The following is a 16,647-nucleotide window of genomic DNA, read 5'->3' as shown; positions in this document are numbered from 1 at the left end:
GCTGTTGTTGGGAGGGATTTTGGAGTGCACCGCGAGCGGCGCTTATTTTACCGTGACCTTAATTCACCGTGACATTGACCGTTGTGGTTTGCGCCGGTGCGGTGCTTCCGCTAGCCGGTGTAGCTGTAATCGTCACCGTGAAGCTAGTCGGGCCAGTTGCTGGAGCTGTCGAGCCTCCGTTACTGCAACCGGTGAGCAACGTGCCAAGTGAAACTATGACAGCGAGGCTGAGCCCAGCCAACATCCGCACACGCTTGCGGCGCCCGAAGAAAACACCGCACAGCATCGCAAGGCTGGCCGCAGCTCCCGCCGCTCTCCAAGGTGCTCCTGAGTGATTCACGTCTGCGCTAGTCGTCGTGGTGCCAATCACCAGCGTGGCCGTTGTCGATTGTCCCGCTGCGAGCGTAACGCTGCCGGGGTTGACCGTGCAGGACGCCTTGGAGGGAGCGCCCGAGCAGGACAGGTTGACCGCACCGCTGAAGCTCGCATTTGCCGCGATGTTGAGCGTCGCGACACCGTTTGCTCCGCTGCCGATGGAGAGCGTCGCCGGCGCACCTGTGAGCGAGAACGCCGGCGTCAGCGCACTGATCGTGACAGCCGCCGGCGAGGATGTCGCAGGATTGAAGTTAGCATCGCCGGAATAGGTGGCCACAATGCTATGCCCTCCGGCAGCCAGTGAAGCCGTCGTAAAGGCTGCACTACCGTTCGCCACCGCAACACTGCCGAGCAGCGTGCTGCCGTCATAGAACGAGATTGAGCCGCTTGGCACAGGACCGTTGCTCGTGCCTGCCACCGTTGCGGTGAAGGTTTCGCTCGATCCAAAGACAGCCGATGAAGCCGAAGCGGTAAGGCTCACTACTGCCGACGCCAGCGCATTGATTGTGACCGCTGCAGGCGAGGAGGTCGCAGGGTTGAAGTTGGTGTCGCCGGAATAGACTGCGAGAACGTTATGAGTGCCGACAGCCAGTGAAGCCGTCGTAAAGGCCGCACTACCGTTCGTAATCGCAACGCTGCCGAGCAGCGTGGTGCCGTCATAAAACGAGACTGAGCCGGTTGGCACAGGGCGGTTGCTCATGCCTGCTGTCACCGTTGCTGTAAAGGTTTCGCTCGATCCAAAGACAGCCGATGTAGCCGAAGCAGCAAGGCTCACAGTGGAAGCGCCCTGGCCGAGGAAGAGCGCCGGACCATAGCCAGTCTGCGTCATCACGTCCGGTGCCCCGTCGTTGTAGAAGTTGCCGATCTGCGGAAGGGTGCTGGCGAGGCTCTCCAACTGATTGACGGACGCGGAGAACTGGCCGTTCCCCAGGCCCAGCAGAGTCACCATGCCGTAGTAGGTGTTCGGCTGACCGTTAGTGGAGTACAAAGTGGCAACGATGTCGGGATTGCCGTCGTTGTTCATGTCAGCCAACTCCATTCCAAAGAAGAAGTTGCCGCCTGCGATCAGCGATGGCGAGTTGAAGGTCCCGTCGCCATTGCCAGTGATGGTAAGGATGCCGCCCGTTGCTACCGAGCCATTTCCTTCTACCTCTTCTGCGCTGAGTACGAGGTCGGCCTTGCCGTCGCCGTTGATGTCGGCGACAGCTACATTGCTGACGAGGTAGTTCGACAGGATGGTATTCGGGGAGCCGAACGTGCCATCGCCATTTCCAGTGGCCAGCAGGATGCTAAAGCCCGAGCCAGACACAAAGGGCGCATCGTCGAGGACGAGGTCAAGCTTGCCATCGCCATTGATGTCAGCGAGTGTCGCGCTATAGAGTTCCGTGCCGACTTGCGTAAACACAGGCGCAGAGAACATACCGTTGCCATTGCCCAATAGAACGAAGTAGCCTGACGGGCCGCCGGCCGTAGATCCGCACGTGTCGTCACCACCATAAGGGATGACAAGGTCGGTCTTGCCGTCGCCGTTCACATCACCCGCCGCGGCGTAGTACACCGGACAGGCAAGCGTTGAGGGCAGGTTGACGGACACAGGAGTGGCAAATGTGCCATCGCCATTCGAAAGTGCAACTGTCACATCGCCGGCAGCGCCTGTCAATACCAGGTCAGCATTGCCATCCCCGTTGAAGTCCGCCTGAAGTGGCTGAATGTACTGCAGGTCTGAAGGCACACCTCCTGCGAGCGACTGAACGAAGGTAAAGTTGCCCTTACCATCGCTAACACCCGTCAGCATCTCTGTTCCGGCAGTTGCGGCATGGAGAAAGATGGCATCGCTGTAGCCGCTGCTGGTGTACTTGCCGGTAGTCTCCATATCCCAGTCGATACCTTCGGGATCGCTTGCCGAGGTGACAAGCGGGGCTCCGCGGAACTGTCCCGTACCGTTGCCGAGATAAAGTGCAACCTCCTTATAGTCACTGCCCAGTTGGGCAACGTCCAGAACACCATCACCATTGAAGTCGGCGAGCGCGATGCCCTGCCCGGTTGTTGGATCGACGATATATTGCCCGCTGGTTAGGGGCGCCGCAAAGGTTCCATCACCGTTGCCGAGATAGATGCCTAGCGTATCTCCGCCAGCGATGAGGTCGGGCTTGCCGTCGCCGTTGACGTCGGCAAAAGCCATCTGCGCTACTGAAACGACCTGGGAGAAGTTGCTCGATATCGCGGTTTCGAACGAACCATTGCCTTCTCCAAGCGCGACCATCAGTGCTCCGTTGATGTCCGACGCGACGTCGAGTTTGCCATCACTGTTCAGATCGACGAGTTGCACACCAGTACTGTTGTAAGGCACCGGAGTGTTGCCGATAGACGTGCTCGGCGTAGAGATTGGAATCGTCGTATTGAGTGTGCCAAACGTGCCATCGCCATTGCCCAGGGCTGTGGTCACTACGTATTGCCCAGTCGTCTGCGAGAAGCGTTCATCGAGAGCCACGGCGATGTCTAGCTTGCCGTCGCCGTTGATATCACCTAATGCGATGCCGTTGTAATTCGGCAGGTTGACGGAGGCAGGAACAGAAAACTCCTGCACCAGCTTAGACTTGGAGGGCGGGGTGTTGAAGGTACCGTCGCCGTTGCCGGTCATCACTTCCAGGAAGATATTTGCGCTGGTGAGAGAGACAAACTGCGACATGGCAAAGAGCAGATCGGGCTTTCCATCTCGATTTACGTCCTGCACCAGAACATAGTTGGGATAGCCATTGGAAGCGTCAAGCGGCGTCGTCACCGCGGCATTGAATGTACCGTTGCCAAGATTCAACCAGGTAATCATGGTGTTGTTGTTGTAATCGAACCCGATGATGTCCGTGAATCCATCGTTATTCACATCGACAGCATAAGCATTGTTGACACTAGAGCTCAGATAATTGGGATTGAAGTAGCTCACCGGCGCGGAAAACCTGCCACTGCCGTTGCCAAGCAGGATATTCATGGTGCCGTCCTGCTGCAGAACGGCGATGTCTGGTTTACCGTCCTTGTTGAAGTCAGCAGTGAGTTCCACCGTTACGCCGTTATTGAAGGAGCCGGTATCAAGCGATGCGGTGGTACGCGCGTCGTAAAGAGGCGCATTCACGTAGCCGCCGAAGTTCGGCGAGGTAACGTAGTTGGTTGCATCCTGGGCGTGGAGTTGTCCATTATTGCTCGCGGCCTGCATGGGATGCGCTTTAAGAAATGGCGCAAGTACCTGCTGCGCCGGTGTCTGGAAGCGCTGCAGCGCTACCGGCAAGGGCGGCGTCTGCGTGCGGGTAGGGTACACCGGCTTCTGCGCAATGGCGAACCCCGAAAGCACCGAACAGAACAGCACAAGAGTCTTCACGTCATGGAACAGTTTATGCAACATACATAACCTCCTGAATTTCATCTGTTGATCCGCAGAGAGACCTATAACCTTGAGACTTGGGCTAGTTGACCGTTACGTTGACAGTGTTGGTTTGCGCACTGACACCCGTCGCCGATGAGGTCACGGTGATGACATAGGTACCGGCCGTCGTGCCAGAGCTGGGTGGGCTACCACCGCTACCATTCGCACCTGAATTGCCACCACTGCAGCCTATGAGCGAGCCCAGCGATCCCAGAACAACCAGCATCGCCAGCAGCCGCAGATGACGGCGGCGCCGTGTCGGCACAAGCAGGAAGACACCGAAGGCGAGGAACGTCCCGCTGACACCGCGCAACAGATCATGTGACCGATCGAGCGAGCTAGTCGTGCGAGCGGTGGAACTGATCGTCAATGCTGAAGTAGCCGCGGCCGTACCCGTGATGCCCACCGAAGAAGGGGTCATCGCACAGGTAACCGGATCAACCGCGCTCGCTGGCGCACTGGTAACGGCGCAGGAGAGACCAACCGTACCGGTGTATCCACCCGCCGGCGTCACATTGATCGTTACCACGTTGCCGCTGGAGGCGCCCGCCTGGATATTGAGGGCACCGCTGTTGGTGAGCGCGATACTCGCCACAGTCACAGCTGTAACCGTCACCTGCGTGGTCGTGGACGCCGTGATCTTGCCTGTCGCCGCGTCTGCGCCGGAGATCGTTACGGTGTAGCTGCCGGCAGTGGTACCAGTCGTGGAGCTGATGGTCAGCGCTGATGTAGCAGCAGTCGTACTGGTGATGATGACCGAAGCAGGCGCCACCGCACAGGTGATCGGGTCAACTGCAGCGGTCGGCGCGCTGGTAACGGCGCACGACAGACCTACCGTGCCGGTATAGCCACCTGCTGGAGTCACACTGATCGTCGCCGTGTTGCCGCTGGTGGCGCCAGCCTGGAGGCTGATAGCTCCGCTATTCGTAAGCGTGATTCTTGGAGTAGCAGCTGTAACCGTTACCTGCGTGGTCGTGGACGCCGTAATCTTGCCAGTCGCCGCGTCTGTGCCGGAGATCGTTACGGTATAGCTGCCCCCGGTAGTTGACGCCGTCGAATTGACCGTCAGGGTCCCCGTCGCCACACCGGTGCCTGTGATGTTGATCGTTGAGGGCACACTGCACGTGATGGGACTGGTCGCATTGCTGGGTGTGGAGGTGACTGCGCAGCTCAGGTTCACCACGCCGGAAAATCCGTTAGTAGGCGTCGCAGAGAGGGTGGCCGTATTGCCGGTTCCACTTCCAGCAGTGATTGCGATCGTACCGGCCTTCAAGGTGAAGCCTGCCTGCAAGACAGTAACGCTCCCTGTAGCGGAAGATCCCTGGTAGTTGCTATCGCCGGTGTAAGTCGCCGACAACGTATTGGCTCCGGCAAGCAGCTGGCTTCCCTGCACCATAAAGTTTGCATATGAGACAACTGAGCCATCGTTCGCAGAGCCTGTGAGCAAGCTGGAGCTACTGCCGAGTGTGACGCCGTTGGCTGTGAGGGTGATGGTGCCCGTTGGAGCCGTGGCGAGACTGGTGGTCCCGATGTCGACCTGCACCACATCGCTAGCCGTAGACTTCAGCGTGGCGCTGGTAGGAAAGACAGATGCGGTCGTGGCTCCTTTGATGACAGAAAAATCGACTTCATTGCTGGTGTTGGCCTTGTAACTGGCGTCTCCCGGGTACTTAGCAATCACTTTGTGTGTGCCCACCGCGAACGGGTACACGCCTGCAGCCATGCTGGGATACGAAGCGAAGTTGCCGCTGTTGATCGGTGCAGTGCCGAGCGTGGCGCCGTTGTCCACAAGGTTGAAGCTTCCGGTCGCAAGACCAAGTGAGGCCGCATAACCTTCTGCTGTACCGTAGACCGAAGCGTCCGAGAAGATATAGGAGCCATAAGGAATGGCAGTGAGGTTGGTGAGCGGCGCACTGCCTCCCGCGATGCCATAAGCATTCACTGTCAGGAGCGTGTTGCTGGCCTCAGCGGCGATGTTCACGTTGATAGGCGTTGAGCTGCTCGAGGCATCAGCCGTATCACCGCTGTAGCGCGCGTAGACGGTGTATGTTCCGCCCGGCAGGCCGTTGTAGCTGAGAGTGCCCGAACCGCTGCTAAGAGGGACGACAACCTGTCCGTTATTGGTAGGTTGGGCCGCACCGGCCGTCTGCGTGGTAACAAGCGCTGCTGAGCCGGTCGCTGTGGCAGGAGTAACGCCAACGCTGAAGTTCAGACTGGTGCCATGTGTGACGCTTACGGGTGACGTGGAGCCGCCGATCTTCAGCGATGTGGACGTGCCGCTCGTCGCCACCGAGTTCCAGTTGGCCAGCATAGCTGACGCGTCGACGCTGCCGAGGCCCGACGCGAGATCGTAGCCAGTGCCAGCATCGTAACCAGTCGTAAAGCCGTTGGACCCGCAGTCGGGACTGCCGCTGGCACACACCACGGCGTTGTTGCCCGTAGTCACATCATGGAAGACCGCGCCGTACTTGCTTGCTGCAAGTTGGTAGAGCACGTCATTCGCCTGGCCGAGGCGAGAGCCCGTCGCCTGCACGACGAGCGCAAGCATGCCGGCGAATGCGGGCGTCGCAGCTGAGGTGCCTCCAGCGCCAGTGAATGTCGTACTTGAAGTGAAGTTGCCATTGGTCATCTGGCAATCGGGTCCTGCGTATACCGAACCGCTGCCGCAGACGAGCCATACCGCGCCGTACAGGCCATTGCCCGCCATAAACGCAACGTCAGGCAAGTCGCGCATGCCGTCTGCTGGTGTCAGCGCTGTCTGGAACGCGGGCTTGCTATAAACCGCACTCACGCCTCCACCGCCGCCGATGATGTCGGTAGCGCCGCCGTTGGTGAGGGGGGAGTTATTAGCCAGCGCACCGTTTGTAGCTGTGGAATCATTCCACGGCTGCTCCGGGATGTAGCTTAGAGCCGTACGCCAATAGGGCGCCGTGCCGCTGTAGGAAGCTCCATTCAATGAGTCCTGCACATAGCCGGTGAAGTTGGTGCCGAGTACGTCGTAGTCCGTACCGCCTACAGAAATGTTGTAGGGCGTAGAAGAGATACCGTTGACCGCAAGGCCCTGCGTCGCCGTCGTGGAATTATCCGCATCGCAATTCGCGGCTCCGCTATCGCCAGAGGAAACCGTAATGGTGATGCCCTGTGCCGCGGCTTGCTGATATTTTTCCGCGAGGAACTGGTTCGTCGCGCTTCCCAACCCCGCCTCACATTCGCCGAAGCTTATGCTGAGCACGCTAACTGTGTTGTCATCCACAGCTCGCTCAATGGCATCGAACAGGCCGGACGAAAGATCGCTGTCATCCGACGCGTAGTAGTTGATCTTCGCCTTGGGAGCGATGCCGCCAAGCACTTCGAGATCGAGGAAGGTTTCGACTTCGTCGCCATTGATGCCAGGGTCTGCGCCGTCAATGATGACCGTCGGCAAATTGACATTGGCCGAGGTCTCGCCGAGGAAATCCTCGCGATACAGGCTCACAGGAGTCAGGTCGACGTTCGAGTCGCCCACGACACCAACCGTAACGCCGGTGCCGTCATAGGTCGTCCCCGAATAGTTCGGGTTGAGCAGACTGTTCGGCACGTCATAGATCGTTGCCGCATCCGCTGGATTTATGTAGAGGTACGGCGTGCCTGAGCTGGAAAAGAGTGTGAGGTCCGGGCGAATGGTCTTCGTATTGGGATCAAACGTTGCGCTCGGCCCCTTCTGTAAAGTGGGGCGCGGATGAAAGTCGTCGAGCCCTACCAGACCTGTCACCGCGGACGCGAAGGCACGTGGTACTTCCGGCGACGTGGTGTTGGCCATATGCCGCTCACCGTTCACGGAAAGAGCATGAATCTCTGTGTTGAAAGCCTTCTGCACCTGCGCAACGTTGCCGGAGAACTGAATGAGATTGGCTGCGCTTGAGACTTTCTCCACGGTGAATTCCTGGGACTGAAGCCACGACGAGAGCGTGGCGATGTCGTCGGTGGCGGCCCCAAAGCTGGAACCGTACTGCGCAGGCGTAAGCCATTTGTGGAAGCTCGGTGACGCCGGGTTCTGCACATCGCTCAGGTATTGCGTCAGCGCCTGTTCGCGGGCCGCGCTTCGAGCAAGTACTAGCAGCATATGGCGCACGGGGGTAGAACCCGAAACGCTACCGAGATCCTGCGACCGCTTTAGCTGCGAATGGATGCCATTCGACAGCGGAACGCGATCCCCATCGTTGATCGATGTAGTAATGAGCCGGACGGCGGACGAGGTCTGCGCGCGGGCCGCGGCAGACCACAAAATACAAACGGCAAGCGTAGCTGTTGTCCATAAAGAGCGGTATAGCGCATTGCGATTCATCGACCAAACTCCTTCAGAAACGTCAGGTACTTCTGTGGCTCCCGGGAAATAAAACACTGCGATCATGAGCAGCATCTGGAGCCATAAGACTTGAGTTGCCAGGCCCGAACGGCATCATCGATAACAGCGATGCGAGCCGGTGGCAGGCATTGCGAAAATTGTGAGGTGAGTCTTTACTTGCGTCTGAGCGTACATCCCGTAACGCTCCTGTAATCCAGCTCAAAGCTCGATATGCGCCGAGCCGTGCACTTCCTGCGCCGAACCGATGGCTGTAATGCCTGTGTTGTGTGCCTACAATAAGACCACTGAAAAGAAATGATTAAGACCATTGAAGCGAACTGATTAAACCCATTGAAAAAAACTGATTCCAATCTACGGTTTCTGCGCTTCTGGCCCTTGCAGCTTATCGGCTGGGGAACCTACATCGGCGTAAACGTGTTGTGCTCTCTGCCGTGGTGGCGCAGGTTCGATTACGACGCCTTTCGTGGCGCCTTCCTGCTGAGCAGTTTTCTCGCCAGCTTTCCTATGTATTGGCTCTGCCACTCCCTCTGGAAGCAACATGCACGCGTTTGGACGGTTGCTCTCGTGTGCATGCTGGCATCTTTTCCGCTTGGGATGCTGTGCTCGGCAAGTGCCTTTGAAGCAGCAGTGCGGCTCAGCCACGGGCGACCGCCGTTCAGGTGGGTTGACGTCATTACAGCCACGCCCAGCGGCTGGTTTGCACTTATCGCCTGGAGTTCGTTCTACTTCGGCATCAAGCACTACCTGGCACTCGAGGAGAAGCACCGTCAACTGATTGCAACAGAAATCATGGCGCAGGAAGCACAACTACGTGCACTCCGCTTTCAGCTGCAACCACACTTCCTCTTCAACACCATGAATGCGATCTCAACCCTCGTACTCAACAATCAGCCGTTCGCCGCCACCGAAATGATCGGCAAGCTCGCGCACCTGCTGCGTAGTACGCTGGATGCGCCCGATCTCCATACGATTCCCTTGAGCGACGAACTCGCGGTCACCGAAGAGTACCTCGCGATTGAGGAAGTGCGCTTCGGCGACCGTCTCACTGTACGCTGGGACATCGATCAAACACTTGTCGACACCATCGTGCCGCGGCTCATTCTGCAGCCACTGGTTGAAAACGCGGTCCGCCATGGCATTGCGCGTCGGCCACAGGGCGGATTTATTCTAGTGAAGACGCACCGTCAAGGAGACCGCCTGGAGCTGCTGATAGAAAACGAGCCACCGCAAGAATCCGCAGCCATGCTGCTGGACGGAGTGCCACGTATAGGAGGCGTTGGTCTCGAAAATGTCCGCCAGCGGCTCGAGCAGATGTATGGCGCTGAGAGCAGCATGCACACTACCACCAATGCCCGTGGCAACTACGAGGTCGCGTTGCGGATGCCACTTTCAATGAACAGGAATAACATCGAATATAAGCTACCGCAGTCAGGCCTATGAAGATCAAGGTACTTGTTGTCGATGATGAACCCCTCGCCAGGCAAGGCGTAACGCTTCGGCTGCAGCACCACCGTGACATCGAGATCATCGGCGAGTGTGTCAACGGACGCGAAGCTCAGGAGTTCATCCTCCAACAAAAGCCGGACCTCGTCTTTCTTGATATCCAGATGCCGTATCTGAATGGCATCGATCTTCTGCGGACCCTGCCCTCCGAAGCGCATCCCTTCGTCATCTTTCTAACTGCGTTCGATGAATACGTGCTGCGGGCGTTCGAAGTACATGCGATCGACTACCTGCTGAAGCCCGTGGATGACGCACGCTTTTCCGCGGCGCTACAACATGCGCGGCGAGTCCTGGGCAATCAGGGAGCAGCAGAGTATCGCGAACGCATGCAGAACCTGCTGCGGACAAACCAGGACGAGCGCACAGAACCCCCACTTCGAGAACTCAGCGTACGCATCGGCAAACAGGTGCGTTTCGTGAACGTAGACGAAATCGACTGGATTGAAGCACAGGGCGACTATGCCGAAATTCATGTCGGAACACGCACTCACCTGATTCGTGAGTCACTGAGCGTACTTAGCAGCCGGCTCGACGCCGGCGCGTTTATACGGATCCATCGCGGAGCCATCGTGCGCGTCAACCGAATTGCAAACATCTCCTCGCTGCCCAACCGCGACTGCTGCGTGACGCTGCGGAATGGAACCGCCCTGCGCGTAAGCAGGACATACAGCGACCATCTGCGCAAGCTGCTGCGGAATAAGGCCGCTCTCCGCGCTAATCCCATATCGGCAGATAGAACAGCCAGCCGATAGAAGTGTTCCGGGGTATAGCTGGACGATGTCGGCTGGAGCATTCCCCTTGCGCATCTGATTGTTGAGAGCGTATGGTATCGATACCACGATTTGCCTGTAAGGACCTGCTTCAATGAACGTTACCTGACGCGACTTCGGTCGAATCGCAATAGTTGGCGCCGCTACTCCTTACCTTGCCAGGGCCATAACGCCCACCTACGTCAACGCTGACTTTATCTCTCCGTTGATTGGCGCAAGCACCAGCCGTGACCTTGGAGAAGGCAAGACGTTTCCAGGCCCCACAACGCCCTTTGGCATCGTGCAGCTTGGCCCGGACACAGTGACTGGCGGAGACAACGCCCCTGGCTACTCCTACGAAAACAAAACAATAGAAGGCTTCAGCTACACGCGTATGAGCGGCGTTGGCTGGTACGGCGACTTCGGCAATCTCTTGACCATGCCCATGACCGGCGCATTCAAGCCGGCGAGTGGCCGGCTCGATCATCCAGGTGAGGGCTGGCGGTCGAAGTTTGATCATGCGAGCGAGGTGGCAGAGTGCGGATACTACGCGGTCATCCTCTCCGACTACAACATCCACGTCGAGCTTACAGCAGCACCGCATGCGGGCATGTTGCGCTTCACCTATCCGCAATCCGACCAGGTGCGCATTCAAATCGATCTGGCTCGACGAATCGGTGGGACCTCGACCGAGCAGTTTGTACGGGCAGTCAACGACCACACAATCGAAGGCTGGATGCATTGCCCTGAACAGGGCGGAGGCTGGGGGAACGGAGCTGGTCACGTCAACTACACGTGCTACTTCCGCATGGAGTTCTCGAAGCCGTTTGCCGCATCAGGAGTGTGGACGATCGATATACCTCCAGGCGAACTCCAGCAAAAGTCGCCCCTGGTGGACTACTTCCAGACAAACGAATTTTACGAGCACGCACGGAACGCCACCGTGACGCCGGACAAGCAGGAAGCACACGCCGGGTACCTCGGCTTCTACGCGGAATTTCGAACCACGCAAGGAGAACAGATCCTCGTCAAGTCGGGAATCTCGTTTGTAGACCTTGACGGGGCGCGCCGGAATCTCAGCGAAGAGCTCCCCCACTGGAATTTTGATGTGGCGCGCAAGAAGGCGCGCGATCAATGGATTACCGAGACAAGCAGACTCGAAGTGAGCGGCGCCACGATCGAACAGCGCAAGATCTTCGCAACCGCCCTCTATCACTGCATGATCGATCCGCGGAAGATCGCAGACTGCGACGGACGATATATTGCCGCTGATGGCACCATCCGGCAGGAGAAAGATTTTCACTACCGCACCATCTTCAGCGGATGGGACGTCTTCCGAACCTACTGCCCTCTCATGACGATTCTCAACCCGTCTCTCGTGAACGATACGATCAACTCTCTCGTTGAAATCGCCAACCTGAGCGGCAGAGGATATCTGGAGCGTTGGGAGATTATGAACGCCTACAGCGGTTGCATGGACGGCGATCCTGCCATCGCGGTAATCGCCGATGCCTACACCAAAGGCATCCGTAAGTTCGATGTGACCAAGGCATACGCCGCCTGCACCCAAACGGCCAGCGGAACCGGAGACAAAACGAATCGTCCGGAGAACGCGTTTTACCTGGAGCGCGGCTATGTACCCGATCAGGTCTCATGGACTCTCGACAACGCCTACTTCGACTGGTGTGTGGGGGCTTTGGCGGATCATCTCGGCAAGACGCAGGATGCGGCAGACTATAAGGCGCGGTCGAAAAACTACGCTAAGATCTTCGATCCCTCTCACAAGAGCATGCGAGGACGCGCGAAGAGTGGCGACTGGATTCCATGGGAAGGCGCAACCGCCTTTGGACAAGGATGCACGGAGAGCAATCCTCTCCAGCAATCATGGTTCGTGCCTCACGATGTCTACGGACTAATCGCGCTGATGGGTGAGAATGCGTTCGCCTCAAGCCTCGAAGACTTCTTCGAGAAGACGCCTCCATCGTTTGGATGGAACCCCTACTACAACCACTCGAACGAGCCCGTGCATCACATCGCTTACTTATTCAGCTATGTCGGCAAACCCTGGCTCACACAGAAATGGGTGCGACGGATCCTGGACAAGGCCTATGGTGCTGGCGTCAATGGAATCTGCGGCAACGACGACGTCGGACAGATGTCAGCCTGGTACGTGATGAGCGCGCTCGGCTTCTACCCCGTCTGCCCTGGCACGGATGTGTATGTCTTAGGAGCCCCGCTCTTCGAACGGCTGACGATCGCGCTCGATCCCTCTTGGTACGGCAACAAATCGTTCACGGTCATTGGCCGTAAAAACTCGCCGGAAAACATGTTCGTCCAATCTGTAACGCTGAATGGCAAGCCACTGGAACGCTCGTGGATTCGGCATCATGAAATCGTCGCAGGAGGTGTGCTCGAGTTCCAGATGGGCCCGCAGCCCAATCTGCATAGAGGAACATCGAAAGAGGCGCTTCCACCGGATCTATTCGAGACACGTCGTGTCTGATAGGACCTCATCTCGCCACAGAGGAGCCACCCGGAAGTACGCCATCGAGAAAGTCCCATATCTCATGGAAGGCGCGCAGAGTCTGCTCGTCTGAGTAACCGCCGTGACTACCTCCGGGAATAGTGACCAGCTTATTTTTGACGCCTGCATGATCGAGCGCCTGTTGCAGCCGTACAGCCTGCGAGTAGGGCACGGTAGAATCTTGATCGCCATGGATGCTGATGATGGGTGGCAGACCAGAACGGACGTAGGTCAGGGGTGAAACCTCTTTGGCGATCTCGTGATTGTTGGCTCCGCCCACCCACTCGATGGCGTAGGTCTTGCGGTCAGGGCCACCGAGTAGATCATCCACGTCCGTGATGCCGTACCAGTTCACGATGGCGGCGACCTTCAAGGGTGGTGAGGTTGATTCGACCGGGCAGGCAGAGTCAAGATCCGTGTCTGCGGGCAGCATGCCAGTGATCAGCGCGAGATGCCCACCAGCCGAGTGCCCGGTCAGCACAATGCGATTCAGATCGAAGTGGTACGTTGCTGCATTGTTATAGACCCAACGCAGCGCGCATCGGCTGTCCTGCACGGCTGCAGGAGCCGTGCCACTGGGTGCCATCCGATACTCCACATTGACGATGTTCCATCCTCGTGCGACATACGGAAGAAAGAGGTTAGGCGCTCCTCCTTTGGCTCCAAAGACCCAGCCTCCTCCATGAATGTAGACAAGCGTTGGCACAGGTCCCTTCGCCGCGTGATTCTCCCAAACGTCCAGATGCACCGGCGTGTTGTTGAAGACACCATAGGTAATGTCCGCATTGATGCCGTAGTGAAAAGAGGCTAACTCGGCCCAGTCCCCCGGCTTGTTCGATGTTTGCCCCTTCGCTCGGCAGGTTGTGGATAGAAACACGATGACCAGAACGGCTAATAAGAAGACCTGCATTCGCGATGGAACACGTTGCATAAGCACCTCGATGATTGGATAGGACACGCTGCACTATCAGCAGCGGAAGTTCTCACGCAAGAAACTCATCGCTGGGCAGCCTGCGTTGGTTGCGAGGAGAAGGCGTCGACCAGAGACGTGATCTTCAGATTTCTCTCAAGCGTCTCCTGGTCGGCGCTGGTGGTGATGGTAAGTTCAGCCGGCTCTCCCGGCAGCAGATCGATGTAGTTGTCGGATAGCTTTGCGTCGAGGTCACCAAGAGTGACATAGATATCGCGCGCCAGCACGGGAGACTTAAGTTTCAGGTGATAGCTGCCGTCTACCTTCGTAAGCTCTCGAGCGATAATTGCCGGTTGCAACTGCACCTGCTTGGTTGGTGCGAGGTAGAGGAGGTTGCGGGAAACGGTCGAACCGTCGACCATCAGATCGGCTGAGAGAAACAGCTTGGAGAGATCCTGGCCGCCAGCGAGTGCGGTCTGGAGCGGCCATTGCTCATACTGTTGGCTGGAAAGCGCGGGCAGTGTAATCTGTTTCGTCTCTTCCTTTACGACCTTCCCGTCCATGGTCATCAGGCGCAGCCGCAGCGACGCAGCGGTGGGCGCTGTCTTATCGGATACAGCATAGATATGGATGTTGCTATCCTGCACAACTGGCGAAACCAGCAGCGGACTGTAGAACCGCCGCGCATAGTACTGCAGCGCCTTCCATCGTCCGTAGTAATCGATGCTGGACCACGAGGCAACCGGCCAGCAATCGTTGAGCTGCCAGAACAGCGAGCCCATCACTCGAGGACGGCTGCGGCGCATATGTTCAGCGCCAACTTTGACGCCCTCCGCCTGCAGCACCTGGCTTACATAGAGGAACGACGCAAAGTCCTTCGGCTCCGCGTAGTCGCGCAGAAGGTAGTCATGAATGATCGAGTTACCTTCATTGTTTTTCTGATGCGCCAACATGACAGGGGTGAAGATGCTTGCTCTATCCTCCGGAGTGGTGAACGACTCTACCGTCTTCAGTTCAGGGAAGGACTGGAACCCGTACTCGGAGAAAAATCGATAGAAGTGATTCTCATAGTTTTTGAAGGGTTCCCTCCCATGCCAGATGCTCCAGTCGTGGGCATCACCCGACTGGAACGCGTCGGTAGTTGCCTCATAGTCCGCACTGGGAGAACTGGGCCAGTACGGCACCTCAGCATCTTCGCGCTGAATCACCTCCGGCATGAGGCCACTGAATACAGGGAGGTAATCCTTCCAGATCTGCAGCTTTCCCTCGGCGGATTGCTTCCCGAGGAAGGCATAGAGTACAGATTCATCCTCGTTATTCCCAGACCAGAGTGTGATGCTGGGATGATTGCGCAGTCGCGTCACCTGGTACTCGGCTTCTAAACGTACGTTCTGCTTCCAATCGTACGAGCCGGGATACCAACTGCTGGCAAACATGAAGTCCTGCCATACCATCAGGCCAAGCTCATCGCAGAGATTGTAGAAGGTCTCCGATTCGTAATACCCTCCACCCCACAGCCTCACCATGTTCATATTGGCGTCTTTTGCGGACTTAAGAATTCCGCGATAGACGTCCGGCGTAACACGATTCGGAAAGCTGTCGAATGGAATAACAGCAGCTCCCTTCGCGAATACAGGAATGCCATTGACCACGAAGCCGAAAGAACGTCCCCACTGGTCACGCTCCCGGCGAAGCTGTATGGAACGCAAGCCCGTTCGCGCGTCCTTCTCGTCCTGGACTTTACTGTCGATGCTCACGGTAGCGTGAAACTTATAGAGCGGTTGCTCGCCATAGCCGGCCGGATACCACAACGCAGGATGGGCAATATCCACGGGGATCGAGAGGGTGTTCACCCCCTCATGCATCTCGACATGGCTTGAGATCTCATTGCGAGAGTCTCCAATGCCGTAATTCAGTTTGAGCGTCGCAGGTCCTGCCACGCTCGAATCTACAGTTACCTGCGCGACAACATGCGCCACCTGTTGAGAGATATCCGGCTGGCTAATATGCAGGTCGCTGATGCGAACCTCATCCCAGCCTTCGAGATAGGCTGGCTGCGTGATCCCATTCGTTACGAAACGCGGTCCCCAGTCCCACCCATACTCATAGGCAGCCTTGCGCAGATAGGCTTTCGCCGGAATCCCGGTCTCCGCGTTCGTCTTGTCCTCGTCTACGAGCGCCTGAGCGGCCTTGCCAGGTGCGTCAAACTCCACGCGAATCTCATTAGCACCTGGATGAAGATAGGCTTTGACCGGAATACGCCAGGAGCGGAACATGTTGTCGGCGTTCAGCACCGGATGGTCATTCAGAAATACGTGAGCGGTAGTATCGAGGCCCTCGAAGACAAGGTCCTGATGGGCATGCCGCAACATCGCTGCATCGACGTCGATCCTGGTCCGGTAGGTCCAGTTTGCTTCCTCGATCCACTGCAACTTGGTCTCGTTATCGCGGTAGTAAGGATCGGGAATGAGCTTGTTTCGCAGAAGGTCGAGATGGACATCTCCGGGAACCTGAGTCGGAAGCCATTGCCCCGTACCGGAGCCACGCTGCTGGAACTCCCAGTGCTGATCCAGTGCAACTACCTGCCGACCACCCGGCAAAGTCTGCGCTGTTCCCTGGAAGGAGAGGCACGCGAACGCAGCCAGCACTGCAAGAGACTTGCACCATGCCTTTGGCCGAAACGTGACGTGCCTGTTGTGCGTACATCTGCAGTGAGTCGGCTGGATTGGAGAAGAGTCCAATTGAAGATTAACTTTGAGCGCCGGAGTACATGCCTTCATTGCGATTCACCCAAACCTTATGGAACCGGTACCATATTAGCTTGCA

General features: G+C 57.5%; 7 protein-coding genes. 3 read left to right on the top strand and 4 right to left on the bottom strand.

Features of this window, described 5'->3' with window-relative positions:
- Positions 1–58: 58 nt before the first annotated feature.
- Both GSQ91_RS23345 and GSQ91_RS23340 read right to left on the bottom strand, forming a co-directional pair.
- A complete protein-coding gene (locus GSQ91_RS23345) occupies positions 59–3,769 on the bottom strand; it encodes an FG-GAP-like repeat-containing protein (RefSeq protein WP_158824151.1) in 3,711 nt (1,236 codons plus the stop codon).
- 61 nt (positions 3,770–3,830) lie between these two features.
- Complete coding sequence (locus tag GSQ91_RS23340) at positions 3,831–8,114, bottom strand: protease pro-enzyme activation domain-containing protein (RefSeq protein ID WP_158824150.1); 4,284 nt, start codon at positions 8,112–8,114, stop codon at positions 3,831–3,833.
- A 351-nt stretch (positions 8,115–8,465) separates the two neighbouring features.
- Here GSQ91_RS23340 and GSQ91_RS23335 point away from each other — a divergent pair, with 351 nt between their 5' ends.
- From GSQ91_RS23335 to GSQ91_RS23325, 3 genes are all read left to right on the top strand, one after another.
- Positions 8,466–9,575, top strand: a complete 1,110-nt coding sequence (locus tag GSQ91_RS23335; protein WP_158824149.1) for a sensor histidine kinase — start codon at positions 8,466–8,468, stop codon at positions 9,573–9,575.
- On the top strand, positions 9,572–10,390 hold the full coding sequence (locus GSQ91_RS23330) for a LytTR family DNA-binding domain-containing protein (protein WP_158824148.1): 819 nt from the start codon (positions 9,572–9,574) through the stop codon (positions 10,388–10,390). The genes GSQ91_RS23335 and GSQ91_RS23330 overlap by 4 nt, the downstream gene beginning before the upstream one ends.
- A gap of 142 nt (positions 10,391–10,532) precedes the next feature.
- Positions 10,533–12,890 carry a GH92 family glycosyl hydrolase gene (locus tag GSQ91_RS23325; protein ID WP_371417141.1) on the top strand — a complete coding sequence of 786 codons (2,358 nt, stop codon included), beginning with the start codon at positions 10,533–10,535 and terminating at the stop codon, positions 12,888–12,890.
- 7 nt (positions 12,891–12,897) lie between these two features.
- Here GSQ91_RS23325 and GSQ91_RS23320 read toward each other — a convergent pair whose 3' ends face one another.
- Both GSQ91_RS23320 and GSQ91_RS23315 read right to left on the bottom strand, forming a co-directional pair.
- Complete coding sequence (locus GSQ91_RS23320) at positions 12,898–13,842, bottom strand: alpha/beta hydrolase (protein WP_216845389.1); 945 nt, start codon at positions 13,840–13,842, stop codon at positions 12,898–12,900.
- A gap of 65 nt (positions 13,843–13,907) precedes the next feature.
- A complete protein-coding gene (locus GSQ91_RS23315) occupies positions 13,908–16,469 on the bottom strand; it encodes a glycoside hydrolase family 2 protein (RefSeq protein WP_254064845.1) in 2,562 nt (853 codons plus the stop codon).
- Between the last annotated feature and the right edge of the window lie 178 nt (positions 16,470–16,647).

The organism is Granulicella sp. S156, from assembly GCF_009766105.1.
In the GTDB taxonomy this organism is placed as follows: Bacteria; Acidobacteriota; Terriglobia; order Terriglobales; family Acidobacteriaceae; genus Granulicella.
This window is presented reverse-complemented; position numbering and strand designations above follow the sequence as displayed.